The sequence below is a fragment of the Sphingopyxis witflariensis genome, from assembly GCF_002205635.1.
In the GTDB taxonomy this organism is placed as follows: Bacteria; Pseudomonadota; Alphaproteobacteria; order Sphingomonadales; family Sphingomonadaceae; genus Sphingopyxis; species Sphingopyxis witflariensis.
In genome coordinates, this window is the sequence record NZ_NISJ01000011.1 from 99312 (window position 1) to 126003 (window position 26692).

Consider the following 26692-nt stretch of genomic DNA (forward strand, 5'->3'; position numbering starts at 1 on the left):
TCGCATACGTCGCAACTTGCGCCCAAACGGCACAGTAAAATCCATAACAATTCGGTGCGACCCATCAGTCCGACGACTCGGACTATCCCCATCCACTAGAAAAACATGCTTTTCCCGGACTCCGCAAGCACGTTAACACATTTTTACGGGCGCGAAACTTACTCTGAATGCAAGTCCCACACCCTCGTTCAGCCAAAGAAAATATTTATAATATTCAGATAGTTGAGTTAATAAAAATCGAATGCCGGGGCCGCGCAGATGACGCAAAACTGTCCCGATCCGAGCCATAAAATGTTACGGTTTGCCGCATTTTCTTGCCCTCAAAAAGCGGGCGCAGACGCGAATCTTAATGTCGCGCGACAGAATCGCCATGAGGCCTGGTAGTAATAATCGCACTTCATACTGTAATAATATTACGAACCCTGGAGAAAAATTCCCCGGCGCAATACCGGCCAAAGGCACTTTTTCGGGTCCGCCATATATATATGCTGGACCTCTGGCAGAGAGCGTCGTGCCACCTCAACCCGACGGCACGCTGTTAACCGCGACGGTCGCAGCGGCAATGCAATATTAACATTGTTAAGCGATGACGGTTCGCAAAGGAGATGGTTGTGAGGTCATTGCTGGCACATATTGCCGACCCGGTCGAAGCGACCGATCGCAGAAGGACGGAGCGGCGCACCCTCCGGCTCGACGTCGCCGCGCAGTCCTCGACCGAGGAATCGGCTGTGATCATCCGCGATTTGTCGCGGACAGGCCTGTTGATCGAAACCGACACCAGTTTTGCTGTCGGCGAGACCTTTCTGCTGGTCCTCCCCGAACTCGGCGCCACTCCGGCACGGATTATTCGCGCCGATGGCAAGCGTTTCGGGTGCGAGTTTCTGTCGCCTGTCCCTGCGGGCGCGATCAGCGCAGCGCTGCTTAAGGCGCCTCCCAGCGGAGAAGTAGGCGAGATTGCCGAACCCGCGATTCAGATCCAGGATGATGAGGAAGATTTCAGGCGACCAACAAGCGCCCTCCTGTTCACCGTACTGACGACCTTGTTTACCGCTGCAGCCATTCTCTTCGTTTTCGCTCTCGTCTCGCTGAACTTTTCATAAGTCACCCCACAAGACGGGCGCGTTACATGTCGATCGTAATCCGGACGTTATGGACGTTGGCGCCCGCCGCCCTAGCAATCTCCTCCTTGGCCTTATCAACCAGCTTGCGCAGCGTTTCGGCGTCATCATAGCCCAGCAGTTCGGGCATGGGGACGCCCAGGATGACTGCCAACATCTGCATCCGCCCGGCCTTTGGCCGCGACTTATCCGTCTCCCAGTGCGAGATTGACGGCTCGCTGACCTTGAGCTGCCGGGCCAGTTGGGATTGTGTCAGTCCTTTCGCCAGCCGGAATTGATGAAGGCGAAGACCAAAGCTTTCACTCCCCCGCTCGCAATTGGCCTGGTTCGTCGCGACCGCGTTGTGCAGCATCGCAGCGTCAAGCGTCGCATCCGAGACTGGGATCCTGAACATGCACCCCCGCAACCGCTGACTGACCCAGTTCACCGTCGCAACCACAGTTTCGCCGTGCGGAAACGCAACCTCGAAATCATCGTTCAGCGCAAGCCGAATATCGCCTTCGAGTAGGAGTCCGGTCGTAGAGATATTGTGCACAAGCACCTCTGCGTCAGACGTGGTGGCCGCCGCGCGCAACCCCAGTTTGACGCGACCACCTTGCTCCGGTTCGCCCGGGTGGCTCTCAATATGCGCGGCGACGACCATCAGGCGCTCCCCACTAATTCACCATCAGTCCGGCGATGATTCCGGCCTGAACCGCCGGCTCGACCATCGGCATCAACGGCGCTGGCCACGACAGGCCCGATCAAGCGCGTCACAACCCGTGCGAGCGGGCGTAATATCCAGAAAATAGGGTACAAAAGACCGGAATATCGAAAGCACGAATAGAAGCTTAATGCCAAGTAGTCTTGGCAACGTCGCATCGTCTCTACCACTTCCACATCCGGTCTCTCATTCCATTTTCGTGAATGATATACCTATTCATTAGCTATCTGCGACTCGACTATAAGTTCATTAAGCCATAATTTTCTGAACTTCGAAAGCCCCTGCTGGAAGCGGCGCCTATCCTGACGAAATAAAACCCACCATTGGCCCCAGACCTCCAATTCCCGGGCAAGCTTCATCGCGGGCCGAGAGAATCTGTTCACCTGGTCGGAACAATATTCCGCAAAGGCTCAGTGCCACAATATTGCTTGAATATCATAGCCAGACCGCACTCCAAAAAAATCCGGCATCCCCCGCAAACTGCTGAACGATATGCCGATCTGGCGATGCACGCTGCCGTCGCTGCCGTCGCTGCCGCCTGCTATTAAGCCTGCCGGCCTGACCACTCGCCGCCGATGCTGTCGGGACAAGACGTCGCGGCTGACGAACTCACAGTCCTGAGCGCAGTCGATGATCTGCGCAAACCGGACAGGTGTCGCTGTCATTAGGGGCGCGCTTGTCGCGCCACATTGAGACTCCGGCCGACACACAGGCACCGGCCGGCCCCTGGATCAAATAACGCCGAGCGAGCGCATCGCCTCTGCAACGCGGACGAAGCCCGCTATATTGGCGCCGAGAACATAATTGCCGGGGGCGCTATATTCCTCCGCCGTCGCGGCGCAATTATCATGGATATTGCGCATGATCTGCGCGAGCCGCTCTTCGGTCTGCTCAAACGACCAGCTGTCGCGCGATGCATTCTGCTGCATTTCGAGCGCCGAGGTCGCAACCCCGCCAGCATTGGCCGCCTTGCCGGGTGCGAACATCACGCCCGAACTCTGGAACAGCTCGACCGCCTCGGGAGTCGAAGGCATGTTGGCGCCCTCACCGACGACAATCACGCCATTTTTGATCAGCGTTCCCGCGTCCTTGAGCGTCAGTTCGTTTTGCGTCGCGCACGGCAGCGCGATGTCGCACGGCACGTCCCAGATCGAGCCATTCTCGATATAATGGGCGCCCACGCCCTTGACCCGGGCATATTCCGACAGGCGTTCGCGGCGGACTTCCTTGATTTCCTTGAGCAGGTCGAGGTCGATCCCATTCTCGTCGAGGATATATCCATTGGAGTCCGAGCAAGCCATGACCTTGCCGCCGAACTGCTGCACCTTGTCGATCGCATAGATGGCGACATTTCCCGAACCCGACACGACGACGCGCTGGCCCTCCATCGCCATATCCTTCGTCGCGAGCATGCGCTGGACGAAATAGACGAGGCCATAGCCGGTCGCCTCGGTCCGCGCCCGCGAACCACCATAGACGAGGCCCTTGCCGGTGAGGACACCGGCTTCATAGCGGTTGTTGAGCCGCTTGTACTGGCCGAACATATAACCGATCTCGCGCCCGCCGACGCCAATGTCGCCCGCCGGAACGTCGGTATATTCGCCAAGGTGACGCTGAAGCTCGGTCATGAACGCCTGGCAGAAGCGCATGATTTCGCCGTCAGAGCGTCCGCGCGGATTGAAGTCCGATCCGCCCTTGCCGCCGCCGATCGGCATTCCGGTCAGCGCATTTTTGAAAATCTGTTCAAAACCCAGGAATTTGACGATCCCAAGGTTGACCGACGGGTGGAAGCGAATCCCGCCCTTATACGGCCCCAGCGCCGAGTTGAACTGGACGCGAAAACCGCGGTTGATCTGAACCTGCCCGGCATCGTCGACCCACGGCACGCGAAAGATAATCTGGCGTTCGGGCTCGCAAATCCGCTCGATCAGCGCATGATTGGCATAATCGGGATGCTTGGCAACAACGCGACCAAGGCTTTCGAGCACTTCGCGGACGGCTTGGTGGAATTCGGCCTCGCCGGCGTTACGACGCAATACTTCATCAAGAACTGGCTGTAATTTTTCATCAATCTTGCTCAAAAATACCTCCTGACAGCATGTTTCGATCGGGCCTGTGGACCAATCGCCCTATGCTTCGCAAGCTAAATGATGAGCGCGCGGCTTGTGCGCATAGCTATCTTTTATGAATCCGCTCCGCGGCGTGAACTTCGGCCCGTGCCAGCAACAGCGCTAAATCTTCGCGGCTGATATCAAAGGTTTCGCCAAGGTCGGCGAGCGCACTGTCTATATCTTCCATCAGCAGGCCGGAAACCGAGTCCGGCGGCAGCACCCTGCCTTCGACCGGCGCGGGACGGTGCGGATAGGAATGGCCCGAATAGCGGTGAAACAGCCAGCCGACGGAGGTAAGCAACAGCGAGTTGACGACAACCGGGATCAGGAATGCGCCAGGGCCGCCTGCCTCGATCAGCGACGAAGCCAGCACCGCGCTGAGCGCCGCCGCGCCGCCGGGAGGATGGAGACAGCGCAGCAACGACATCACCAGGATCGCCGCCGCCACCGCCAACGTCGCCGCAGTCACCGGATCGTGGACATAATGCACCACCAGCACGCCGACGACGGCGGAAATGCTGTTGCCGCCAACGATTGACCAGGGCTGCGCCAACGGACTGGCTGGAACAGCGAAGAGCAGCACGGTCGATGCGCCGATCGGCGCGACGATCCACGGGATCGATGCCGGGAACAAGGCGAGACCCGCCACGCCGACAACCGAGACGCCGATCAGCGCACCGAGGCAGGCCAGCACCCGATCGCGCAGACTGGCGCCCGCCAGCAACGGCACAAACAAAAGGCGCGCAGCCGCTTTCGATCGAAACAACATAATCCCTCCGGTATCGGGTGGCTCCGATGCGACGTTCGAAGCGGTTCGGCCAGAGAGGTTTGATTGATGCCTGACAAGCCCATTTATTGGCGAAGACGCCGAAACACCCGCAACCGGCCCATTTCATTATGTGCCGGTCGCGGGTGTTTCGGCGTCTTCGCATGAGCGGGCATTGGAGAACTCGCCGGTTGCGTTCACCGTAGGCTCGGTGAAGCGCCCCTTCTTGTCCTGAGAGAAGTAGCCATCGTGCGCGCAAGACGCGTCGGCGGGCACGTCGACGAATAGCGAGCGGAATTCGTCCAGTGCAGCGAACTTGGCATACTCCTACTCGAAAATGGACACCAGCGCCCCCGGCTACGGATTCCCGTCATCGTCGTGACGACGGAAGTAAGCCACGAATGCGACGCAAAACAGGCTGAGCGTCTTGATACCAAGCGGCCGGTTCCGCATCCTTGCGGCAATGATGCTCGGTCGTCTGGCGCTCCATTGCGCGGGAAAGCCATGCGGTATCGATATCGCCCAACCGTCACGCACCTCCTGCATTTTGAAGCCGTCGCCCGCGAAGATCAGCTGCATCGATCGGGACCCGCGCATTTTCTGGATGGCACCGATGCGATAGCTACACCCGCCTGAGATTCGGCCGCCTTCCAGCATGTCATTATCACCGACCCTGACGGACTGGCGCGATACGCCACCCCTCATCTGCCTGGCGATCTCAATGCGCGCACATCGTGCCGGGAGCCATACACCCCATTTTTACAAAGCCCACGGCTAGGTGCCACAGGGGCTCGGCCTCCGCATTCATACGCAAAGATTCGTTTTTGGTCTCAGATAGTGGAAAATCCGCACCGGCTGGCTGGGGCGGCAGGTTGAATATAAAACTACCACCACATTGAAATAACGTATTTTTATTCCAATATTTTTGCAATTTACCACCGAGTCGCCCGCTTTTTTGGAGCGCTGCAGTGAGCCATTTTGAGATGCGGGTGACAAAATCGGCAGACCGTTCATCTACCGAGACAAACGGCATTCTAGATCAGCTCGCGTGCCCAATGATGTGTGAATAGGCGTGCAGAATGGAACCCCACCCAATTTGAATTATCGCATTGAGATTGCTCCGGAACGACGGCTTGCGCGATACTGAGATCGGCGTGCATCGGGCCCCCTAAGGTGAGAAAAAAAGGACACATTCTCAGCGACCTGTTTGAAAAAACGGCGGGGTCCCGGTTTGCATGCCTATCGACAGCGATGAGTGCAATATCAAGCAGTGCATGCCGATCTGGCGGGCATTGGCGTCGCGGAATCCGGAAGAGGCACTTGCCGAACTACACCGGCCCAGACCGTTCGGCAGCGTGCTGGGCGAAATGATGGCCGAGCATGTCGCGATGATGCGGCGCAGAGGGTACAAATACACATCGCAGCCCCAGTTGCTTCTTCGGTTCGACCGCTTCCTCCAGTTGCATCCAGGACCGGAAGCCGAGCCGCTAAGCGCCATGATCGATCGCTGGGCCGCAACGAATGCGACCCGTCATCACGCCGATGAATGCGAACAACTCACGCGCGTCTTTGCGAAAATCCTTCGTCACGGTGACCCGTCGATACCTATGCGACGACCGGACCCGAGACCGAAGAAGGAGGCCTCGAAGCAATGGCGAAAGCCTCATATCTACTCGCCTGCCGACGTGCGGCGGATGCTCGAGATCGCGCGTAACTACCCGTCGCCGCGGGCGCCACTTCGCCCGCCGAGCATGTACACCATGCTGCTCCTCGCCTATTGCGCGGGCTTGCGGCGCGGTGAGCTTGCTCGTCTCGATCTTGGTGATGTTGACCTGCACGCGGGTACCATCATCATCCGGCAGACCAAGTTCTTCAAGACCCGCATTTTGCCGCTACCGGACAGCGTTGTAGTCGAGCTTCGGGCCTACATCGATGCGCGGCGGCGTGCCGGTGGAGCACAGGATGCGCGCTCCGGCCTGTTCTGGCACGAGCGAGGCGATGGCCATTACACCCCGGAAATGATCACCTGGCTGCTCTCCGACGTCATACGCCGCGCCGGGTTGAAACCATCGCGAGGAAAAGCAGGCCCGCGCGTGCACGACCTGCGTCACTCGATGGTCGTGAACAGAATCCTCGAATGGTACCGGACGGGCATCAATCCGCAGGATCGCCTGCCGTTCCTCGCGACCTATCTCGGCCATCGGGATATCAACTCTACCCTGGTCTACATCACCGTGACGCAGGAGCTGCTGCATTACGCAAATGAGCGGTTCCGGGCAATCGGCGCACCATGCCTCAATCTGGGGCAGGAGGTGCTGTCATGAGAAGGGTTGATCGGCTCCCAGACCTGATGCGCGCGTTCTTCTACGAATGGCTGGTCGAGCAGCGCAACGCATCCATCCATACAGTCCGGTCCTACCGCGACACCTGGCGGCTGTTGCTGCGGTTCGTCGAGCAGCGCGCTGGGAAGAAGGTAGCGATGATCACGCTGACCGACCTTACCGCCAGCGAGGTTGCCGCGTTCCTCAGTCACGCCGAACATGAACGCGGCGGTACGATCGGCACGCGCAACTGCCGGCTTGCCGCGATCCGCAGCTTCTTCCACTTCGTGGCCACCAAGGATCCCGCGTCGATCGCGCAATGCGTCGAAATCCTCCATATCCCGATCAAGCGTGCTCCCGTGTCGGAACCGAGCTATCTGGATCCGGCGGAAGTGACGGCGATCCTCAGTCAGCCAGACCGTTCGACCGTTGAGGGCATGCGCGATCATGCGCTGCTCTCGTTCCTCTACAACAGCGGCGCACGAATACAGGAAGCGCTCGACCTGTGCCCCGAAGCAATCCGGTTCAAAAGCCCGAACTGCGTGCGTCTGATCGGCAAGGGTCGAAAGGAACGCATCTGCCCGCTCTGGCCGGAAACGGTCCTGCTGCTGTGCAAGCTGCTCGAGCGGCAGCCACGGGCACCGGACCAGCGGCTGTTTGTCAACCGCTATGGCGAACCGCTCAGTGCCTCGGGGGTCCGGTTCAAGCTTGCTGCCTACGTGAGGGCAGCGGCCGAAACCATGCCAACGCTGCGTGCCAAGCATGTGACGCCACATGCCTTCCGACACGCCACAGCCGTGCATCTCATCTCGGCGGGCGTCGACGTTACGGTCATCCGAAGCTGGCTCGGCCATGTGAGCCTCGACACGACCAACCACTATGCCAGGGCCAATCTGGAAACGAAGCGGAAAGCCCTGGAAAAGGTCGCCGTTCCGACCACACCCCGCGGCAAGCCATCCTGGAAACGCGATGCAAGCGTACTCGCCTGGCTCGATACGCTCTGAAATAATGCGGAGGAATACGGGCAAAAACGGCGAAAATCCGCCAATCAGGCCGCGTTCCTCCGCATTATGGCGACCTCGTGATTAGTGAAACGCGGAAAGACCGACGCTGCAGACGCAGAGGCGATTTGCGAGGCGGTTTCCCGCCCGACGATGCGCTTCGTTCCAATCAAATCGAAAGAGCAGCAGGCGCTACTCTCTATGCACCGCGCACGCGATCTTTTCGTGAAGCAGCGAACCCAGCTCATTAACATGATGCGCGGGATGCTGGCAGAGTTTGGTATCACCATACCTGAAGGTATCGGGCGCGCGCTGATAAAGGCGCGTCAGATCGTAGAAGGGGAAGCCCTCGATACGCCAGCTGAGGCTTCGCAAATGGCGGCCGTGCTCGGCGAGCAAGCCTTGAACATCCATTTAAGGTTGCGAGAGATCGATCGCGCTCTCGCGGCTTGCCAGCGTGAGAACGCTGCTGCTTTACGTGTCGCGACCGTTCCTGGAGTCGGCCCGATCACCGCAACGGCAATCGTCGCTTCGGTGCCTACCCCGGAATTGTTCGCCTCAGGTCGCCAATTTGCAGCCTAGCTGGGACTGACGCCGCTACAGAAATCGAGCGGCGGCAAAGAGCGGCTTGGGCGCATCAGCAAAATGGGCGACAAGTATATCCGGCGGCTCCTGATTACAGGCGCGACCTCAATGGTGCGGCGTGCGAAGGAAAGACCAGAAACCGTAGATCCGCGCTTGGTCGACCTCTTGGCACGCAAACCTACTCGCGTGGCGACGGTCGCGATGGCGAATAAAATGGCTCGCATGATATGGGCGATCATGCTGCGAGGCGAAACCTACCGCCCACACCATACTCCAGCACTAGAAGGCTGATATCCTGTAGCTATCTGACAGGAGGAAAGATTTACGAGGTTGTAAGCGCGATGTGAAATGATGGCGATACCGGTCAAGCCGGGAGCAGAGACAACCCGCTATAAGTCAGAGGCATAAAAGCCTGTTAGTCCGATTGGGACTTTGCTCACGGACCCCATCATGGCCAGCAGTTATCATTGGCTGCACAAACAGGCCGAACAGACGACTGCACTTGACTATCGCAAACATTTATATTGAACTTGCAACGCGGGGGCCATCCACAGAAGACTGATAGCCATTCTCGGGGGCATCGACCCAATCGCCGCGCGCATAGCTGCCATAAAGCACGATCTTGAAGATGCGGCTCTGCTTCTTCCATTTGGAAGTGCCCATCGCATGCGCTGCCTCGAACTCCTCAAAGAGGACGCGCACGACATGCGCCAGTTCGCGCTGCTTGGATTGCGGAAGATGATCGAGGGTCGTTCGCATCGGCACAACCTTAGAAAGCCGTTCGACCGGATGGCAAGCACCATCCGGTCGAACCCGATATTATAGCCAGGGCCAGACCGCTCGTGGAAAACGCGCATGGAGGCAGCGTGACCACATCCCCAGTGCGCGAGCAAAGTCCTGTATCACCTGCTCGACGGTGATCCCATGACGGGCAGCAAGCTCTTCATAGCTCGCATCGTCGAACCGGACCGACAGAAAGATATCACCCTGCCGCTTGGTCATCTTGGCAATGGCGATGGCCAAGCGGCGCTCGCCATCCGCCTTGGTAACGGTGGACAGATCGCGGCGTCTCATTTCCCTTCCCCTACTAAGGCCAGCAGATAATCTGCGGCCTTGCTGGCCTGGGACGCTGCGCGGAAGATCGCCTTCTCGTCGCCGCGCAGTACCGACAGCCAGGACGCGATATAGTCGCTATGCCGCACCGTCGGGGCGATCCCGAGCGAAGCGCAGGTAAATGCTGCCGCCATCTCGGCGACAAGTTCTTCTTTCGCATAGGCTTCGGAACCGAACCTGCCCGTCTGGTCGCGATCCAGCCTGCTACTGTGGCCAACCCAATGGCCAAGCTCATGAAGCGCCGTCCGAAACCAGTTGATCGGTTCGTGAAAGGCCATCTGCGGCGGCACCTGCACGAAGTCATGGCTCGGACTGTAAAAGGCTTCGCCGCCGCCAATGTTGAACCGCGCGCCGCTTGCAGCAATCAGCGCGTCGACCTCGACGATGGCAAGCACCGGATCGGCAGATGCAACCGCTGCGGTAAAATCTTCGGGCAACCCGTCGCACTGATCGACGTTGAACACGGTGAAGCGCTTCAGGAAAGCCACCTGCCGCGCTTCGCGATCCTCTCCCCGCGCAGTTTCCGCTTCGGCTTTCGGCGTGAAGCGGTCGGCGTAACAGATAATCGTGCCCTTCTCGCCGCGCCGGACATGTCCGCCCGCCGCCTCGGCCTGCCGGTAGGTGAGCCAGCGCTGCGACGCAAAGCCCCGCCCGATAACCTCTGCCCACAGGATCAAGACATTGATCCCTGAATAGCGCCGAGCAGTTCCGGCGTTGTGCGGCATGGTGCATCCGCACGCCGCGCTATCCCAAGGCTGCACCCAAGGCAGCCGCCCTTCTTCCAGTTCGGCGCTGATCCGGCTGGTGACCTCGGAATAGAGGCTCTGCCGCTCGACATTATGCTTGGCCATTTCCCTTCTCCTTCAAAACCACCGCAGCCCGGCCCGGAAGGGGCGCAGGGGGGCGGCAGGAAGGAGTCGGCAGGCCCGCGACATCGGGCGGGCTGCACCCGAAGGACCGGAACGAAGAGGAGGACCCGCGAAGCGGGTTGCGGCCCGACCGGGCGGGGCTAGAGGCGAGTGACGCCCTCCTGTGCTCCTGCCGTGCCCGGTTCAATAACGCCGCCGCGAAGCGGTGTCCGCATGCGCGCCAGCGGCGCCCTACAAACAAACGACTCGAACAACGATCGCGCCGGTCATGGCGCGTCATTTGCGAACGCGGCCGTCGCCGACGGCCTCATTTACCGGATGAGCACGTCCGCGAGACACTATGAGAGAAAATAATTCAATCTACGCCGCAGCCGCACGGAACCGCCCATAGATGCCGGTGGACGCACGCAGCCCTATGCCAGAGCACGAAGCCAAAAAGCGCAGTTTTCTAGGGTGTTGACGATGGCGTTCGTGATCCCCTTCTCTGTCCCCCGTCGACGCAAGTTCCTTCAACAGATGGAGAAGCAAGTCATGGTATCTCAGTCCCCCCTCCGCTTGATGCGCTTGAATGAAGTCCTCGACCTGACCGGGCTCAGCCGGGCAACCCTCTACCGGAAAATCCAGGCCGGAACTTTCCCGGCGCAGCATAAAATTGCAGAGCGCTGTTGCGGCTGGCGCGCGGGCGAGGTCGATGTGTGGCTGCGCAATCCCGTCAGCTTCACCGTCGACTATCTCCAGCGCGAGCCCGCATGACCGACCATAAGCGTAGCCCCGCGCCGCCGCAGCGGCGCGGGGTCGAACATTCGGCTCAGTCGGCCGGGTTCCAGATGAGCGCGTAGCCGTCTTCGCCGTCCTGACCGGCGGCGCGGCCGAGGTTGGCATAAATCCGGCGCGGCCCGAACTCGGGTGCGGCGAGCGTCAGCGACACATAGGGTTTGCCCGATGCTTCGCCGGTGCGGACCCAGCCGGCGCCAATTTCGACGCCTTCGGAATAAACGCGATAGTCGGGCTGGACGTCGCCGCTCTTCGAGCGGTTGGTGCGGATCTCGATGCTCGCGCGGATCGAGAGGGTCTTGAGCTGGCCCACGAAACCTTCTTCGATGGTGCCGTTTACAAAGCCGATGGATGCCATTGGTCGTCTCGTGCGCCAAGAGTGGTGGGTAGGATCCACCACGCGCGATTATTGTCTCTGCGGGGTGAAAGGCCCCGTCCTCCACGTGCCGCAACACGGGGAGCGAAGTGGATGGGTGAGGTGAACCGGGTGCCTCCGGCGAGCCGTAAATGAGCAGAACCCGTCAAAGCCGGACGACCGGAGGACTTCCGCCCGAGGTTGGTCCGGCGAGCGTATCTGCAATGGAAAGGGTAACCGAACCGATGGCTGAAGCCCCGGGACAAAATGGAATCCGCCAAGCCGGAAGTGGGCGGATCGGTCGCAAGACCGGCGGAGTGCCGATGCCCGCTGAGATAACGGGCGTCAGGGGCGCGCGGATAGCCGCGCGTCAGTTGCAGGGCCAGCTTGCGGTGCCCTGCAACCGGAATCCGAACGGGGTAGAGTCGGTTCCTAAAGCAGATGAGGGGACGATAGTTGAACTTGGGAACCTTGCTGCGGCATCTCCTAACGAGATGATCGAGGCGACCGATGATCGCCGCAGCAAGGGGCGGAGCCTCCGTAGTAGTCCGCGAACGGGAAAGCCGTTCACATGGCGAAGGGAGGCAGTGGGTTGAGCAGGCCAGCAGGAGGTGGGCGCAGGCCCGGCGCGGTGAATACCGCGTTCGTCCTCGACATGCAGCGCAAGCTCCACCGGTGGAGTACCGCGAAAGCCGATCGGGTCTTCGCGGATCTGTTTAATATCGTATGCGACCGCAGAACGCTGGACGAAGCATGGCGAAGGCTGGCCCGCAATCGGGGCAGCCAGACACCCGGTACAGATGGCGTTACGCGGAAAAGGGTCGAAGAGCGGCCCGGCGGAGCGGCGGGGTTCCTCGAGGACATCCGAGAGGAGCTACGCGGCGGCATCTATCGCCCGGAACCTGTACGGCAACGGCTTATCCCGAAGCCAGGCAGACCGGAGAAGATGCGCCCGCTGGGCATTCCGACGCTCAAAGACCGACTGGTGCAAATGGCTTTGAAGCTCGTGCTGGAGCCAATCTTCGAGGCGGACTTCTACCCGACCTCGTATGGCTTCCGGCCCGGTCGAAGCACTCATGATGCATTAGGTGCCATCCAGCGCAGAATGCACCCAACGGCACACGGTCCATCACTGTACCGATATGTGATCGAAGGGGATATCAAGGGCTGCTTCGACGCCATCGATCACCATGTCCTGATGAATCGGGTGCGCAAGCGGATCGGGGACCGAAAAATCCTCCGGATCGTGCGTGCGTTCCTCACTGCAGGCATCATGGTCGAAGGCACCGTCCGCCACCCGGTAACGGGAACACCGCAGGGTGGCATCATATCGCCATTGCTGGCCAATATATATCTGACGGCCATCGATGAACGATACGGGCGGTGGTCGCTTCGCCCCCGTGAACGACCACAGAACGCGGCCGACCGCCGTCACTATGACCGGCAACGAGGAAAGCCGACGTTTTATATGGTCCGGTATGCAGACGACTTTGTCGTATGCGCCGACGGGACTCGCGAAGAGGCCGAAGCGGAAAAGCAGGCGCTGGCGGCGTTCCTGAAAGAGGAACTCTGCATGGAGTTGTCGCTGGAGAAGACCAAGATCACGGCGGTCGAGGAGGGCTTTGACTTCCTCGGCTACAACGTGGTGCAGACCAAAGCGCGTCGAACCGGTAGACTGGTCGGCAATCTCTTCATACCGAAGAGCAAGCTGAAGGACCTGCGCCGCAAGATCAAGGTCAAGGTACGGGGAATGCCGACAGGTCGACCCCTCGCCTATCTCCTTGGCAGCCTCAATCCCATCATCACCGGGTGGCGAAATTATTATCGCTACGCCACCCACGCCACGAGGGACTTTAACAATCTCGACTGGTGGATGTGGGGTCGCGTCTGGCGCTGGCTCAGGAAGAAGCACAAAGGCCGCAAGTTGCACGAACTGCGGCGGCGCTTCACAGACCCAGCGAAGAGCAACTGGCGATGGGCCGAAAATGGCGTGTCGATCAGGACGTTCCTTGAAGGAGGATCGTTCCGCTACCCGTACCGGGGCATACGAATACCGAATGGATGGAACGAACCCAGCGAGCAGTTCCGAAAGGGCAATGTTCACTTCTGGTCTTCGATCAACACCCTCGCCAAACTGTGAGGGCCACCCACGGCCTCGGCCGTGCATGGAGAGCCGGATGCAGGGAAACTCGCACGTCCGGTTCGGCGAGAGGCGCGAAGAAACCGGCCACCGCGAGGTGGCACGGCGCTTCGCGCCTACTCTACCTTGAAATTGCCGCAAGGACCATCCCTGCGACATGGGCGGACCTAAGACCGGCGCATGAGGCGTCCCGCGTACCCGCAGGGCCGCAGCGTCAGCGGAGGACTTGAGGCGGTCGATTATTTGAAAGCGAAGCGGCGGCGAGGAGACGGCGCAGCCGGCGGGGAAATAATCGCACCGCAGATGGTTACGTCGGGCGCCGTGCCGGTCCAGGTCAACTCGCCCGTCGCCGGGGATGGTCTTCGGCTGAATGGGAGGAAACACTGCAGGATCGGATCAGAGGCAAGATCGGAGGAAAGTGGGGAAATGAGACGCACGAACTGCGGCGCCGCGAATGCCCACACGCTGACGGCCCGACGTCTGCATCCTACTGGTCGCTTTGCCGCCAGGACATCCAGAATCGCGACGGCGCACCGACATTTCGAAAATGCGATGAGTTGCCCATCGCTCCCGTCGATTTGGCGCGTTTGTACAATCCGGCCCCACCGGCAGCGGCCATAGGCGGTGCAACACGATCTTTCATCGGTCGGTCTCTGATTGCGACCCAGGGGCCGTTCGGTGATGGAGGCGATATTCTGCAATGCAGATATCGTTTAGGGCGGCGCGAGTTTTCGCTCCGCCTTTTCACCTTTCCTCTTCCCCGCTTCGTGTCGCGGGAGCGGCGCGGCGCCATCATCGAACCGTGCTTAGAAAAACGCACCCTTCTCACGGCCGCAGGCGCAGCGGTGCGTGCCCGAGCCTGCGGGCTAGCCGTCGTAGCGCCAAGAAGCGAGACAAGAGTGGGCGCGAGACCGCTGGCGGCCCCCAGCGCCGTCAGTGTGCGCTCATTTGAGGCTGCGCTCGATTGGTGGACTTTCACGCCGCTTTGGCGCGTATGCCCTTTGCCTCGGCTTCATCAAGATAGTCGGCCCACCACTGCATCATCGGCCGGCGATGTGCGAGATAGCGCGCTGAGTTATATGCCGCGCGCACGCCCCTTGGCTGATGGGCAAGCTGATTTTCGATCCAGTCGGGCTCGAACAAACCGCTCTCATTAAGCACGGTGCTGGCAAGTCCCCGAAACCCATGGACGGTTGCTTTCCCGCGCAAGCCCAGACGATACATGATGTCGAGCATCCTGTTGTCACTGATGACTCGCGACTTCGAATGCGCGACCGGAAACAGGTATCGGCCCAACCTATAGTTCCCAGCCTTGCGATAGACGTTAAGCTCCTGAATTTCGTCGAGCAGGGCGAGGGCCTGTCGCGGCAACGGCACGAGATGCTCGGATCGCATCTTCATCCGATCTGGCGAAATCCGCCACAGCGGCTCAGGACTATCGAGGTTCTCGAACTCGTCCCACTCGGCGAAACGGGTCTCCTGGGTGCGCACCATCGTGAGAATCGTCCAGCGCAGGGCAAGGTGGCTCATGCGCTCGGCGCCATCCGCGTTCAACTTCATGAAGAACGCCGGCAAATCCTTCGCCGCAACCTTCGGACGGTGCTTCACCGGCCGCGCCCTCGCCATCGCAGGCGTGAGGTCGCGGCACGGATCGCTTTCGCAGCGACCGTCCGGGATCGCATAGCGAAATATTTCGCTGCAGTGGTTCTTCACACGATGCGCCATCTCGATTGCACCGCGCGATTCGATTTTGCGAACTGCCTCGAGCATCTGGCGCGGCGTGATCGTGCCGATGTCGAATTTGCCAATGAAAGGGAAGATGTCGGCCTCAAGCCGCCCGGACACAAGCGCCGCGTAACGCGGTGTCCATGACAGAGTGCGCGTATCGAGCCATTCGCCCGCTACATGTTCAAACGTGTTGAGAGACTCGACTGGGTTGCCCGCCGCCTTGGCTTTCGCATTCTTGCGCTCTTGGGATGGGTCTAGACCCAGCGCGAGCTGGTGCTTCATCATCTCGCGCCACGAGCGTGCGGCCAAGAGCGTGGTCTCGGGAAAGTTGCCCCCAGAGAGCAGCTTCTGCTTTCCTTCAAATCGATATGCGAAGCGCCATGCTTTCGAACCGTTGGGCTGCACGAATATGAAAAGACCGCCCCCATCGGACTTCTTATAGGGCTTACTCGCGGGCTTGAGCGCCTTGATTGCGATGTTGGTAAGCATGTTGGTACCCTTTCCCTGCGCGAACGGGTTTGGATCCCGAACGCTAAAATTTGTTGGTAGGAGCGAATTTGCTACCAACAATCTGGGCAAAAAGAGGGTGAGCTGCAAGGGACCGACCTGAGCGGAAGTGCGATCCCGTCTCAGGATAACCCATTGTTTTCATTTACTTCGTGGAGACGTTCTGAGCATCTCTGGAACGCTCTGACAGCACCGGCTGGCTGGGGCGGCAGGATACTCAGCCGGTTCAGTCATAACTATTTGAAATAAAAGAATTTCTGCCCTCACCTTCTCCGGTGTCGCCACGCCGGGGTGCTTCCAAGGGGGCCACGGCCAATGACGCGCATCCAGAACAGCATCCGCAAGGACGGAACCTATTATTTCCGCCGCATCATCCGTTTAGGCAACGATAAGCCTTTCCGGATACGCTTGTCGCTTCGGACAACGGACCACTGCCGGGCGCGGATCATGACGCCCACGCTGGTCGTGAAAAGCGAAACGCTACGCATGAGCATGATGCAGACGATGAACCGCGATGGATTGACCGCCGATCAACGGGCCGAGATTTTTCGGCGTCAGATGCTCCGCGAGCGCGATCGCCTCGAAGCCGGACACGCGCAATTGCAACTCGCCGATCTTGGCGACCAGCTCCCGGAAGAGGCGCTCGAAACCCACCTCGACTTGAGCGAAGCTGTCAGCGGCGACCTTGCGCGCAACGGCGAGACTGGTCCGCTTCTTGTGATCCGTATCCCGCCGGAGGATCCGGAAACGGGCGAAGAACCGCCCATCGAGATATTGACCTGGGAAGACTATATCGGCGCGCTCGCCGGTGATGACGCCAACGCTTTAGCGCCGCTCCATCTCAGCGACCTGCAAATCCCGCTGTCGCCGCTCAATCTTCAGATGGCCAAGCGCATCATCCACCAGGCCAGCGTTCAGGCGATCAGGGAATATCGCGAGATCGTCGCCAATCCCGGTGCGGTTTACCTGCCCGCCCTCATGGCCCCGCCCGCGCCGTATGTCGCGCCCGCACCGGCGCCGATCCTGTCGGCGCCGCGGCCTCCGGCCGCCGATGCGCTTATCAACGCTACCGACGGATCCCCGTCTCCGTGGCGCACAATGACACCGTCCGAAGCCGCAGCTGCCTTTATCGAGGCCAATCCGCGCACCGGCGGTCTTGACGGCAACGCGCGCAAGAAGGGACCGAGTTGGACCGAGAAAACCCGCGAGCAGTTCAAGCTGCCGGCGCTCCTGCTCGAGCAAATCATGGAGGGACGGCCCCTCGCCAGTGTCACGGACATCGATCTCGGCAAGCTGAACGCGCACTTCAACCGGTTGCACGGGCCCAGTTTCCGAAAGTCCCCGAAACACCGCACCATGACCATCCAGGAGATTGGGGACCAGACCGACGCGCTTGTGCAGGCGAAGAAAATTCCGGAGGAAGAAATCGGCCTTGGCATCGGCACGACGAACCGGCATTGGGGTTTTCTGCGCCAGCTCACCGACTGGTTCGCGCGTCATCAGACAATCGCGAGCCTCGATTATTCGGCCTTCATCATTGCCGATGACCGCGACCCCCGCACGCTTCGCGACACTTATTCGATCGAAGAGGGCAGACAGCTGTTCGGCTTGGCGCCATGGTCGGGGAGCGCGTCGATCAGCCGCAGGTTCGCGCCGGGCAAGACAATCGTCCACGACGCCTGTTACTTTGTGCCATTGATCGCTTGGTATACCGGCCTCAGACGTGAGGAAATTTGCGGTCTTGAACTGGCCGATATCGAGCAGGAAGATGACATCTGGCATTTCAATATCCGCGACAACACGGTTCGGAAGCTCAAGACCAAGACATCGAATCGACTGGTTCCTTTCGCGGACGAGCTCGTGCGGCTGGGCCTTCCGGACTACGTCGGGTCAATGCGCGATGCCGGGGAGACATTGCTTTTTCCCGAGCTGACCGCCGAGAGTGGCAAAGGAACGCTGGGTGATGCCTTTTACAAGCTACACTGGGGCAAAATCGCATCGCGCCTACCATTCATCGAGCGCGGACAGGCCATGCATTCATTCCGCCACACGCTGACCGACGAGCTCAAAGCCAATATGGTTGATCAAGAGGTGCGTGCGGACCTTGTTGGCCACAAGATCAGCTCGGAAACCGGCGGCCGCTATTCCAAGGCCACACGCCTCGCACATTTGCGAGATGCGGTGGCAAAGGTGCCGATGGTCACGGAGCATTTGAAACCGCAAACGATTTCGCTACTCCCGCCAGCGAAACGGAGACCTCGCCGAGCGCGGTCGCCCCGAGATATGTCCAGCAACTGAAACTTCACGTCGGCACCTGGAGCCGCCAACACCCAATCCCGCGCACCGCAAACGGTGGACTATCCTACCAAGTTGCCACCCGGTCCGCGGTCCGAAAGTCTTCGCCAGTCGATCACCATCGCCCCTCTTTATGGTGAACATGGTGATGGCCTATAGGCCGCCCTGGTCGACAGTTTACATTCAGTTGTGGCCGCTGCACGAACCGCTGCGCGGATTGGCGCTATTGTCGAGGTAAAGCCGTCCAGCGAGCGCCGCACGTGATTGAACGTCGGCCGCCATAGGCAGAGCATTTCGACTCCTTCAACTGAGGAGTCGAACGATGAATGAGCTTATCCAGATTGGTCCGATCAGCCCGCTACGCCAGCGCCTGCTCGACGACATGGCGATGCGGAGGTTCGGGCCGGAGACGCAGCGTAATTATCTGCGCGACGTCGGACGGTTCGCGACCTGGCTCGGGCGCTCGCCGCACACCGCGAGTGCGGAGGAGGTCCGCCAGTTCCAGATCGATCAGCAGCAAGCGGGCGTTCCGGTGCCGACGATGAACAGCATCGTCAGTGCGCTCCGCTTCTTCTTCACCGAGACGCTCGACCGCCCCGATCTCGCGCGCAAGCTGATCCGCGCCAAGCAGGTTCGCAAGATCCCCGTCGTCCTGACCATGGCCGAGGTGAAGCGGCTGCTCGATGCCACGCGCTGCCTCAAGCACCAGGCTGCCCTGTCGGTTGCGTACGGCGCCGGGCTGCGCGTCGCCGAGGTCTCAGCGCTCAAGGTCAGCAATATCGACAGCAAGCGCATGCTGCTGCGTGTCGAGCGCGGTAAAGGCGGACGCGACCGCAATGCCATGCTGCCCGAAGGCTTGCTCCTGCTGCTGCGCGACTGGTGGCGCGCCGGACGACAGCAGGGCGTGCTGCTTCCTGAGGGCTGGCTCTTCCCGGGGCAGAGTGCCTCGGCCCCGATCAGCACCCGCCAGCTCCACCGCGTCGTCGTCGAGGCGGCTGAGGCGGCCGATATCGACAAGCGCGTCGGGCCGCACACCTTGCGCCACAGCTTTGCCACCCACCTGCTCGAGGACGGCGTCAACATCCGCGTCATCCAGGCGCTGCTCGGACACGCCAACCTCAATACCACCGCTTTTTACTTGCAGGTCGCAACGAAGACGACACGCAAGGTGACCAGCCCGCTCGACAGGCTCGCGCTGGCATCGCCCATCGAGGAGCCACCCGACGGCTGAGGCTGATGCGCACCTCGCTCGAGGTCGCCGACATCTTCCGTGCTGCAGGGCCCGCGTATCGCACCGCGCATGCCGGGCATCTGAGCCTGCATCAGCTCAAGATCATGTCGGCGATCGAACATTGCCGCACCGCCGCGCTCGGTGGCCACGTCGAGGCTTGCACCGACTGTGGCCACTGGCGCATCGCGTACAACAGTTGCCGCAACCGACATTGCCCCAGATGCCAGGGCGCTGCTGCACGCACCTGGCTCGAGGCCCGCGAGGCCGACCTGCTCCCGGTCGGCTATTTCCACGTCGTGTTCACCCTCCCTGCCGAGGTCGCCGCGATCGCCTTCACCAACAAGGCGCTGGTCTATGATCTGCTGTTCAAGGCGGCGGCCGATACGATGCTGACCATCGCCGCTGATCCCAAGCACCTCGGCGCCCGGATCGGCATCACCGCGGTCCTTCACACATGGGGATCCGCCCTCACCCATCATCCCCACATCCACATGATCGTGCCGGGCGGCGGCATATCGCGCGATGGGACGCGCTGGATATCCGCACGCCCCGCCTTCCTGCTCCCCGTGCGCGTGCTCGGCGCGCTCTTCCGCCGCTTGTTCCTGTCCCGGCTGCGCGCGCTGCACGATGACGGCAAGCTCGCTTTCTTTGGCAGCCTCACGCATCTTGGCGAACGACGCGCTTTCCTGCGGCACCTCTCTCCCGTCAGGAAGAAGCGCTGGGTGGTCTATGCCAAGCCGCCGTTCGCCGGGCCCGAAGCGGTGCTCGCCTATCTGTCGCGCTACACCCACCGGGTTGCGATATCGAACAGCCGCCTCCTCCGCTTCGATGCGGACGGCGTCACCTTCCGATATAAAAACTACCGCGAGGCCGGCACCGCGCGGCAGCAGATCATGACGCTCGCCGCCGACGAGTTCATTCGCCGCTTCCTCCTCCACGCCCTGCCCCGCGGGTTCCACCGGATACGCCACTATGGCCTGCTCGCCAGCGCCAGGCGCAAGGACCATCTCGAACGCGCCCGCCGTTTGCTCAATGTCGCCCCCGCGCCGGCCGACGATCCGCCCGCCGAGCTCGAAGCTCCGCCGCTGTGTCCGTGCTGCGGCGGCACCATGGTGATCATCGAGGTCTTCGAACGTCGCTATCAACCCCGAGCGCCGCCACCGCCCTCACTCTCATCCGGGACACAGGCGCCGTGACCCGGCACGGCTCATCCACTCCCATACCCGGCGCAGCCCTGCGTCCGGAAGCGGACCCGCTTGCGCTCGCCTTGCCGAATAGCAGTCGCCCCTATATCAAAATCGGACCGTCCGCTTTTCGGCGTCTGCTTTTGCGACCTCAATCCAGACGGTCCGCTCTCAGATGCGTCCGATTTTGGGCAGCATCCGTCAGCCCCAGGCCACGCTCAAAACCGCTTTCCCCATAGCTCTCAGCCTATGACCACCGCGGTTCGGGCATCGAAGACTTTCCGACGCCTGACGGCGTCCGAAACCCTAAACGGAAGCGGACAGTCAGCTTTTGGCCTGAGGATGGCGAGAGCTGCCATCTCACCCCGCTCCACGTCGTGGGCGAAGCTCACGGTTTGCGCTGGAATAGAGCCACAACTTCGGCCCGGCTCTAGCATCTGAGAAGATATCTACGCTCCGGTAAACCCAAACCGGATTTAAGCGCGGTTGCCGCGATGTCTATTCGCCCGCTAGAAGCGCGCAACAGGGGAGCGAAATGCATATCAAACGACTGAATAGCCTCCGCAAGCTTGCGGTTTTCGATGCCTATGCGCCGGCCGCGGGCGAAGGCAATTTCTATCGCTTCAATCTCGTGTACGGCTTCAACGGCTGCGGCAAGACAACCTTATCGCGTATCTTTGCGAGCCTCGAGCAGGGCGTGCTGGTAAGCGACCTTCCCGACGGCGGCGAGTTCGAGATTCTCCTCGAGGATGCGGCGACGATCAGCCACGGCCACAATCTCGACCGCCTAAAGGGCCGCGTCGCGGTCTTCAACGAGGATTTCGTCGAGGCCAATTTCCGCTGGCGCGAGGGCAGCGCCAAGCCCGTCTTCTACCTCGGCACCGAACAGGCGGGGCTCGCCGAAACGTTGCAGAAAACTCAGACCGAACGCGAGGCTGCGCTCAAAGAGCGCGACAAGAGCGTCAGCGAACAGACGGCAGCGACGAACCGTTTCGCGACCTTCAAACGCGATACGGCGCGCAATATCGCCGAACAATTCGGGCTCGGGCGCGGCTATGTTGCGACGCAGCTCGACCGCGATTTCGCGCGTGGTGTCCGTCTCGCCAACCTCCCCGAGGACGAGCAGGCCGCGCTCCGCGCGGTGCTTGCGCAGGTTCAGCCGAAACCCCCGATCGCCGCCATCGAGCTTCCGGCCCGGGACGGGTTCGAGGACCGGCTCACCGCCTGCCTCGATGCGAGCGTCAGCGCCGGGGCGCTGGCCGATTTCGCCGTACATCAGGAGATGCTGCGCTGGGCCAAGGAAGGCCTTGATTATCACCGCGATCATGACCTGGCGGCCTGTCTCTTCTGCGGGAATGATCTCTCGAAGGAGCGGCTCGCCGCGCTCGATGCCGCCCTCGACGACCGCATGGGCAAGATCTCGGCCGAGGCGGAGGGCCTGCTCGATCTTGCCCGAACGCAACGCGAGAATTGGCTGTCGCTTATCGGCGCCCTGCCGTCCGAAAACGACCTCGCGGAGGACGCGGCGCAATTCCGCAACGCGGCCGCGGTGCTGGGCGCCGAGGCCGAGCGGCTCCGCGGCTGGCTCGCGGAGGCGATCGCCCAGCTCGAGGAGAAGGTCCGGCATCCAAGCAGGAGGCTCGCCCTCCCCCCTCCTCCCGGCACGGCTGACGACCGTCCGACAGCCGGAGAGATCGTGGCCTCGCTCAACCGGATTATCGCGAAGCACAATGAAGCGGTGAACCAGTTCAGCTCACGAAAGGAGCAGGCCTTCCTTCGCCTCAAGGATCATTATCTTCAGCTTGCGGAGGAGCGGTATCGCGGCTTCGAGCGCGCGCAGCGCGACAAGACGGCTGCAGCCGAAAAGGCGAGCCAGCTCGCCGAGGCGCTCGCGGCGCGAGAAGGCGAGCTGCGCGGGAAACTCCTGCAGCATGGTCCTGCCGCCGAGGCGATCAATGCGCTGGTGAAGGCCTATCTACGCCACGGCAACATCGAGGTGATTGTCGCCGAAGGCACCGGCGAGGGTTTTCAGATCCGACGCGACGGCCGCGGTATCGTGGGCGTGCTCAGCGAAGGTGAGAAGACCGCGATCGCGCTCTGCTATTTTCTCTCGACGCTCGCGGCTGAGGGCCGTCGGATCGCCGATCTCGTCGTGGTGATCGACGACCCGGTATCGAGCCTCGATACTAAAGCGCTTAACTATGCCTTCGCACTCCTCAAGAGCCATTTATCAGGCGCGAAGCAGCTGTTCCTGCTGACGCATAATCTTCATTTCATGCAGGAATGCCGCAAATGGCTGGCCAAGATGAGCCGGGCCGAAGTTCCGACCGCCGGCCTCTTCTTTATCGATCTGAAGCAGGACGCGGCGGGCAAGCGCTCATCGCGGATCGAGCCGCTGCCCAAGCTGCTGCGCGACTATGAGTCTGAATATCATTATCTATTCCAGCACGTGAAGCGGCTCGCCGAGAGCGAGGGCCTCGCTTACGATCATCTCTATCTGATGCCGAACGCGATGCGCAAAGTGCTCGACATCTTCCTCGCCTTCAAGGTGCCGGGCCCCGACGGCCTCAAGTCGAAGCTCGATACGCTTGTCCGAACGCGTCCCGATTTCGACGCCAACCGGCTGATGGCGCTCGACCGCCTAGTGCAGCTGGAATCGCACGCTGAAAGTCTCGACGATCTCGTCGCCTTTTCCTCTATGACTATCGAAGAATCGCGCGACGCCTCGCAAGCTCTGATTGCGCTAATGCAAGAGATGGACGAACCCCATCTGTTACGCCTGCAGCAGCTCTGCGCATAGCATACGGAGGCAACGTCTCACCACCGCCGAGCAGTAGTTCACCATAATTTAAGTCAGTAGAATGGCTTATGGAGAACCGTGGCCCCGGTTAGCCTACAGGGAAAGCCGCTGTTCAATATTCGACATTTTGAACGATCGGCGAAAACGTCAGACAAGGGCGTGGAATTTTGAACTGCCTGGAGTCAGGCAGGCCGGACCTTTCCATATACGCAAGCGCGATGGGCGAATTTCTCGGTGCTACCGTCTGTCCTATTTATCCAGAAGCATTTCGTCCCGAAGTCGGCCGTCCGAACGCTAAAGCTCTCGACTCCGCAACCGATCTTTTCTTCCCCCTCCGGGTGGCGGCCGAGCGCCGCTACAAGGATTTTGGAGTCCTCGGAGTTCACTTTGTCCCCAACATCGTACTTGTGGAGCATCACATTCAGGTAAGCGACGGCGTCGCCCTTTTTTGGGAATTTCAATTCACCAAGATTGAATGGTTGCGCTGGCATAGGCGTCTTCCCCTCTTCCACTCACTGCGACGGCGACGAAGCCTCGTCTCCCTCTGCCAACGGCAGCAGTTTCTCACGAATTTCGCGAACGATGATGGCGGGAATATCCATACCCTCAAATTGGGCATTACGTTCAGCAACCCAGGCGCGGCAGGATTCCTTGGTCAAATCGTCGCGGGCGATCTTCTCATAGAGCGTGACAGCAGTCATACGGGATAGGCCCAACTCCATCAATGACAATAGCGTTACGCTAGACACACCAAACTCCAATTGCGTGCCTATGTCGAGGTCGTCTTCAATAAGATCCTCTCGCCCGATCTCCCGCAAATGCAAATACAGAATATCCATATATGCCGAGAGATATTTCGGTGCGCGAAACCGCGCGATCTGCTCTACAAGCTCCATTGTGTCTCGGATGAGCTGGGGCAGCTTGTAGGGCTTGTTGTATTTTTTGTGATAGTCGATGTTCTTCCGGATCATTGCGGCTAGCGAGTAGCCCTGAAGCCACTGGACGACGATGAGCGCGTGAAGTGGGATTATTCCATCCGGCTGAAACGCTGGAAAAAGGTTCTCGTTGATCCGGCGCATGATCGTGACAAACCGGTCGTAGCTGTCTTGGCTCTCGACCTTTGCGGGCATCAGATTTTCGATGTCCTTCTCGTAGGCACGTAGAGCGTCAAGCAACTGCTGAAGCCCCAAGGCGCTCACCCCGGGATGCCTCTCCGCGATGTCGGGCCCGATTTCGATTTGACCTGCGATCGCTCCCAGACGGCCGTCCAGCTCCGCAATCGTCTGGGGACTATGCCTTTTTGCAAAGCTCGCATGAGAAATAGAGCCTAGCCGTAAGTATGTGGCGAGAAGATAAGCCCCTACTTGCTCATATTTTCCGGTGTCGGCGATTTCCACTAGGGGAGTGTCCAACCTTTGGCCGAGGTAACCAATTATTCCGTCGCGAGACTCCAGCACGGCGTCGCTTTCGCGCTGGATCGGATAGCGTGATCGGACCGGAACCCCAGTCGGCCAAGCATTCGCATCGTCCGGATCGATACAAATGATGTTGCCCTGAAACTCATCACCCCACCGACCAGCGCGGCCTGCCAAGTTCCAAAAGTCGTGAGGTTCCATTGGATGGCCTACGCCCTTTCTCGGGCCGCGCACGACAATCGTCCGGCAAGACAAGTTTACACCTTCGATGAGGGTGGATGTGCAGACTAGGAAGCGGATTTTTCCGCTTCGGAAAAGGCGCTCAACCTCGAGCCGGATCAAAGAGGGCATATTGCCGTAGTGAAAGGCCACGCCCTTCTCGACTAGAGAAGCCAAGGCGAAGTTTGGGTGAACTCCCTTTCGAGCGAGGTCGGCAAGCTCGCTCAGTTCCTCGTCTTGGCCGCCCATTGGCGGAATCAACTGGCTGATCAGAGCAGCGATCTCCTCCGCCTGACCGGCTTTATTCGCGTAAACGAGAGTTCCGCCGCGTTCGCCCACTGCGGCTGCGATAAAGGCGATCTTTTTCGAAACACCGCCAGGGGTGCTCGCTAAACTCAGCCTTCCGATCGGTAGAAGTGCTTCGCCGTGCCGAAGTGAGAGATCCCACAATTGTGGTTTGCGCGGCGCCTGCTGGGCGATGATAAGATTCTGGATAACCGTCGGAGAGTCACTATCGACGGCAGCGACCTTCGCATCAACAGGGGCGTCCGCTAATAATTCCTCAGGATTCTGCGTTGCCGGGCTAATGAACACGACCTTCAGAGCAGAATTGGCCCGCTCCACTCTTTCGATCGCGTCTTGAAGGATTACTCCTCGCTGATTGTCTCCGATCTTATGCGCCTCATCCACGATGAGCAGATCAACGTTTACATCTTTTCCGAGCACGTTCGCCAAGAGATGCAGGCGCTCCTGCGTAAACACCAGAATCAGCTTCTTTCCACCGGCGGTGGCTGCGCCATACTTTTCCCGGAGAGGGAGCGAAGAGACCTCCATATCGCCAGCTTTTCCCAGCAGCGCCGCCAAGTTGCTCTCGATCTCCGAAACCAAAGCTCGCGTGGGTGCCAGATAAACCGCGACCTTGGTGCTTTCTGATCGCATGTGATCGATGAGCCACTGCAACACGAGGAACGTCTTACCTGACGCCGTCGGCGCGGAGGCGGAGAGCCAAGAATGGCTGTTGGCGTTCTCCCAAAATCTTTGCTGGAAATCGTTGACCTGAATCCAGCGGCCACTCGATTCAACTAGGACCGATTGCTCGATCTGGCGGCGCTGCACCTCCATGCGAAGGGCCAAGCCAAGCCGACCCTCCAAATCGTACTCCAGAAGGTTGCGATCATTCGCAAGCGCAACTGCGCGAAAATTCGAAAGCTTGCCCAAGAGAACAGCGCCAGCATCATTGACCGGTTGGCTGTTGCCCAAAGTCACGGCGCCGGTCGCGATGCGAAGAGCCGCCTCCTGATGCGCGCGCTCTTTGGATCGCGCCAAAATACTTCCTGCGAAAAGGAGGCGGCTCCAATCGATCGGCGCAGCGTCACCTTCAGGATCTTCGACAAGGTTGTCGAGTTCCGTTCTCACGGTGCGCCGTGTCAGAGCATCAACTTCCACATTGATGCCCT

At 60.2% G+C, this 26692-nt stretch carries 20 protein-coding genes and 2 pseudogenes; 10 read left to right on the forward strand and 12 right to left on the reverse strand.

Annotated elements, in window-relative coordinates:
* The first annotated feature begins 611 nt into the window (after positions 1-611).
* A complete protein-coding gene (locus CDQ91_RS17250; protein WP_158213715.1) occupies positions 612-1100 on the forward strand; it encodes a PilZ domain-containing protein in 489 nt (162 codons plus the stop codon).
* Between the two features lie 22 nt (positions 1101-1122).
* Here the strand turns inward: CDQ91_RS17250 and CDQ91_RS17255 are convergent, their stop codons facing one another.
* The 5 genes from CDQ91_RS17255 to CDQ91_RS21065 all read right to left on the reverse strand — a co-directional run bounded on the left by CDQ91_RS17255 (position 1123) and on the right by CDQ91_RS21065 (position 5731).
* Positions 1123-1761 carry a helix-turn-helix domain-containing protein gene (locus CDQ91_RS17255; protein WP_088473937.1) on the reverse strand — a complete coding sequence of 213 codons (639 nt, stop codon included), beginning with the start codon at positions 1759-1761 and terminating at the stop codon, positions 1123-1125.
* 791 nt (positions 1762-2552) lie between these two features.
* A complete protein-coding gene (gene gdhA / locus CDQ91_RS17265) occupies positions 2553-3902 on the reverse strand; it encodes an NADP-specific glutamate dehydrogenase (RefSeq protein ID WP_088473939.1) in 1350 nt (449 codons plus the stop codon).
* A 94-nt stretch (positions 3903-3996) separates the two neighbouring features.
* A complete protein-coding gene (locus CDQ91_RS17270) occupies positions 3997-4662 on the reverse strand; it encodes an HPP family protein (RefSeq protein WP_336580050.1) in 666 nt (221 codons plus the stop codon).
* Positions 4663-5055: 393 nt separating this feature from the next.
* Positions 5056-5277, reverse strand: a complete 222-nt coding sequence (locus tag CDQ91_RS17275; protein WP_088473941.1) for a hypothetical protein — start codon at positions 5275-5277, stop codon at positions 5056-5058.
* A gap of 139 nt (positions 5278-5416) precedes the next feature.
* Positions 5417-5731 carry a hypothetical protein gene (locus tag CDQ91_RS21065; protein ID WP_144036809.1) on the reverse strand — a complete coding sequence of 105 codons (315 nt, stop codon included), beginning with the start codon at positions 5729-5731 and terminating at the stop codon, positions 5417-5419.
* A gap of 202 nt (positions 5732-5933) precedes the next feature.
* Here CDQ91_RS21065 and CDQ91_RS17280 point away from each other — a divergent pair, with 202 nt between their 5' ends.
* The 3 genes and pseudogenes from CDQ91_RS17280 to CDQ91_RS21755 all read left to right on the forward strand — a co-directional run.
* Positions 5934-7022, forward strand: a complete 1089-nt coding sequence (locus CDQ91_RS17280) for a tyrosine-type recombinase/integrase (RefSeq protein WP_237246029.1) — start codon at positions 5934-5936, stop codon at positions 7020-7022.
* A complete protein-coding gene (locus CDQ91_RS17285) occupies positions 7019-8023 on the forward strand; it encodes a tyrosine-type recombinase/integrase (protein ID WP_174688521.1) in 1005 nt (334 codons plus the stop codon). Before CDQ91_RS17280 ends, CDQ91_RS17285 begins: the two co-directional genes overlap by 4 nt.
* Before the next feature lie 84 nt (positions 8024-8107).
* Positions 8108-8896 (forward strand): annotated as a pseudogene (locus tag CDQ91_RS21755) (IS110 family RNA-guided transposase); the annotation flags it as partial.
* 255 nt (positions 8897-9151) lie between these two features.
* Here CDQ91_RS21755 and CDQ91_RS17300 read toward each other — a convergent pair.
* The 3 genes and pseudogenes from CDQ91_RS17300 to CDQ91_RS17310 form a co-directional block, all read right to left on the reverse strand.
* A pseudogene (locus CDQ91_RS17300) lies at positions 9152-9364 on the reverse strand (nucleotidyltransferase); the annotation flags it as partial.
* Positions 9365-9424: 60 nt separating this feature from the next.
* The gene (locus tag CDQ91_RS17305; RefSeq protein WP_088473945.1) at positions 9425-9679 is read right to left on the reverse strand and encodes a sigma factor-like helix-turn-helix DNA-binding protein; all 255 of its coding nucleotides are present in this window, start codon (positions 9677-9679) and stop codon (positions 9425-9427) included.
* Positions 9676-10569 (reverse strand): ArdC family protein, encoded by an 894-nt coding sequence (locus CDQ91_RS17310; protein WP_088473946.1) that lies wholly within the window; start codon positions 10567-10569, stop codon positions 9676-9678. The genes CDQ91_RS17305 and CDQ91_RS17310 overlap by 4 nt, the downstream gene beginning before the upstream one ends.
* A gap of 549 nt (positions 10570-11118) precedes the next feature.
* Between CDQ91_RS17310 and CDQ91_RS17315 the strand changes: the two genes are divergently transcribed.
* Positions 11119-11340: a helix-turn-helix transcriptional regulator gene (locus CDQ91_RS17315; RefSeq protein ID WP_088473947.1), complete on the forward strand. Its 222-nt coding sequence runs from the start codon at positions 11119-11121 to the stop codon at positions 11338-11340.
* A 55-nt stretch (positions 11341-11395) separates the two neighbouring features.
* Here the strand turns inward: CDQ91_RS17315 and CDQ91_RS17320 are convergent, their stop codons facing one another.
* Positions 11396-11719: a DUF736 domain-containing protein gene (locus CDQ91_RS17320; protein WP_088473948.1), complete on the reverse strand. Its 324-nt coding sequence runs from the start codon at positions 11717-11719 to the stop codon at positions 11396-11398.
* Positions 11720-12347: 628 nt separating this feature from the next.
* Here CDQ91_RS17320 and ltrA point away from each other — a divergent pair.
* Positions 12348-13856 carry a group II intron reverse transcriptase/maturase gene (gene ltrA, locus CDQ91_RS17325; protein WP_201791914.1) on the forward strand — a complete coding sequence of 503 codons (1509 nt, stop codon included), beginning with the start codon at positions 12348-12350 and terminating at the stop codon, positions 13854-13856.
* A gap of 975 nt (positions 13857-14831) precedes the next feature.
* Here ltrA and CDQ91_RS17330 read toward each other — a convergent pair.
* On the reverse strand, positions 14832-16073 hold the full coding sequence (locus tag CDQ91_RS17330) for a tyrosine-type recombinase/integrase (RefSeq protein WP_088473950.1): 1242 nt from the start codon (positions 16071-16073) through the stop codon (positions 14832-14834).
* Between the two features lie 333 nt (positions 16074-16406).
* Between CDQ91_RS17330 and CDQ91_RS17335 the strand changes: the two genes are divergently transcribed.
* From CDQ91_RS17335 to CDQ91_RS17350, 4 genes are all read left to right on the forward strand, one after another.
* Positions 16407-18389, forward strand: a complete 1983-nt coding sequence (locus CDQ91_RS17335) for a site-specific integrase (RefSeq protein ID WP_088473951.1) — start codon at positions 16407-16409, stop codon at positions 18387-18389.
* A 319-nt stretch (positions 18390-18708) separates the two neighbouring features.
* Entirely contained in the window at positions 18709-19617 is a 909-nt protein-coding gene (locus tag CDQ91_RS17340) for a tyrosine-type recombinase/integrase (protein WP_088473952.1), read from the forward strand.
* A 5-nt stretch (positions 19618-19622) separates the two neighbouring features.
* Complete coding sequence (locus CDQ91_RS17345; RefSeq protein ID WP_088473953.1) at positions 19623-20813, forward strand: IS91 family transposase; 1191 nt, start codon at positions 19623-19625, stop codon at positions 20811-20813.
* A 523-nt stretch (positions 20814-21336) separates the two neighbouring features.
* Positions 21337-23601 (forward strand): AAA family ATPase, encoded by a 2265-nt coding sequence (locus tag CDQ91_RS17350; protein ID WP_088473954.1) that lies wholly within the window; start codon positions 21337-21339, stop codon positions 23599-23601.
* 182 nt (positions 23602-23783) lie between these two features.
* On the opposite strand, the gene CDQ91_RS22085 is transcribed toward CDQ91_RS17350, so the two are convergent.
* The gene (locus CDQ91_RS22085; RefSeq protein ID WP_088473955.1) at positions 23784-24092 is read right to left on the reverse strand and encodes a DCL family protein; all 309 of its coding nucleotides are present in this window, start codon (positions 24090-24092) and stop codon (positions 23784-23786) included.
* 21 nt (positions 24093-24113) lie between these two features.
* Positions 24114-26681 carry a DEAD/DEAH box helicase gene (locus CDQ91_RS17360; protein WP_201791915.1) on the reverse strand — a complete coding sequence of 856 codons (2568 nt, stop codon included), beginning with the start codon at positions 26679-26681 and terminating at the stop codon, positions 24114-24116.
* Positions 26682-26692 lie beyond the last annotated feature (11 nt).

What these genes read in the sequence shown, in the direction of transcription:
- CDQ91_RS17255 (WP_088473937.1), bottom strand. Translation starts at nt 1,761, where the DNA reads ATGGTCGTCGCCGCGCATATTGAGAGCCACCCGGGCGAACCGGAGCAA.
- CDQ91_RS17275 (WP_088473941.1), bottom strand. Translation starts at nt 5,277, where the DNA reads ATGCAGCTGATCTTCGCGGGCGACGGCTTCAAAATGCAGGAGGTGCGT.
- CDQ91_RS21065 (WP_144036809.1), bottom strand. Translation starts at nt 5,731, where the DNA reads ATGCCGTTTGTCTCGGTAGATGAACGGTCTGCCGATTTTGTCACCCGC.
- CDQ91_RS17280 (WP_237246029.1), top strand. Translation starts at nt 5,934, where the DNA reads ATGCCTATCGACAGCGATGAGTGCAATATCAAGCAGTGCATGCCGATC.
- CDQ91_RS17285 (WP_174688521.1), top strand. Translation starts at nt 7,019, where the DNA reads ATGAGAAGGGTTGATCGGCTCCCAGACCTGATGCGCGCGTTCTTCTAC.
- CDQ91_RS17305 (WP_088473945.1), bottom strand. Translation starts at nt 9,679, where the DNA reads ATGAGACGCCGCGATCTGTCCACCGTTACCAAGGCGGATGGCGAGCGC.
- CDQ91_RS17310 (WP_088473946.1), bottom strand. Translation starts at nt 10,569, where the DNA reads ATGGCCAAGCATAATGTCGAGCGGCAGAGCCTCTATTCCGAGGTCACC.
- CDQ91_RS17315 (WP_088473947.1), top strand. Translation starts at nt 11,119, where the DNA reads ATGGTATCTCAGTCCCCCCTCCGCTTGATGCGCTTGAATGAAGTCCTC.
- CDQ91_RS17320 (WP_088473948.1), bottom strand. Translation starts at nt 11,719, where the DNA reads ATGGCATCCATCGGCTTTGTAAACGGCACCATCGAAGAAGGTTTCGTG.
- CDQ91_RS17330 (WP_088473950.1), bottom strand. Translation starts at nt 16,073, where the DNA reads ATGCTTACCAACATCGCAATCAAGGCGCTCAAGCCCGCGAGTAAGCCC.
- CDQ91_RS17335 (WP_088473951.1), top strand. Translation starts at nt 16,407, where the DNA reads ATGACGCGCATCCAGAACAGCATCCGCAAGGACGGAACCTATTATTTC.
- CDQ91_RS17340 (WP_088473952.1), top strand. Translation starts at nt 18,709, where the DNA reads ATGAATGAGCTTATCCAGATTGGTCCGATCAGCCCGCTACGCCAGCGC.
- CDQ91_RS17345 (WP_088473953.1), top strand. Translation starts at nt 19,623, where the DNA reads ATGCGCACCTCGCTCGAGGTCGCCGACATCTTCCGTGCTGCAGGGCCC.
- CDQ91_RS17350 (WP_088473954.1), top strand. Translation starts at nt 21,337, where the DNA reads ATGCATATCAAACGACTGAATAGCCTCCGCAAGCTTGCGGTTTTCGAT.
- CDQ91_RS22085 (WP_088473955.1), bottom strand. Translation starts at nt 24,092, where the DNA reads ATGCCAGCGCAACCATTCAATCTTGGTGAATTGAAATTCCCAAAAAAG.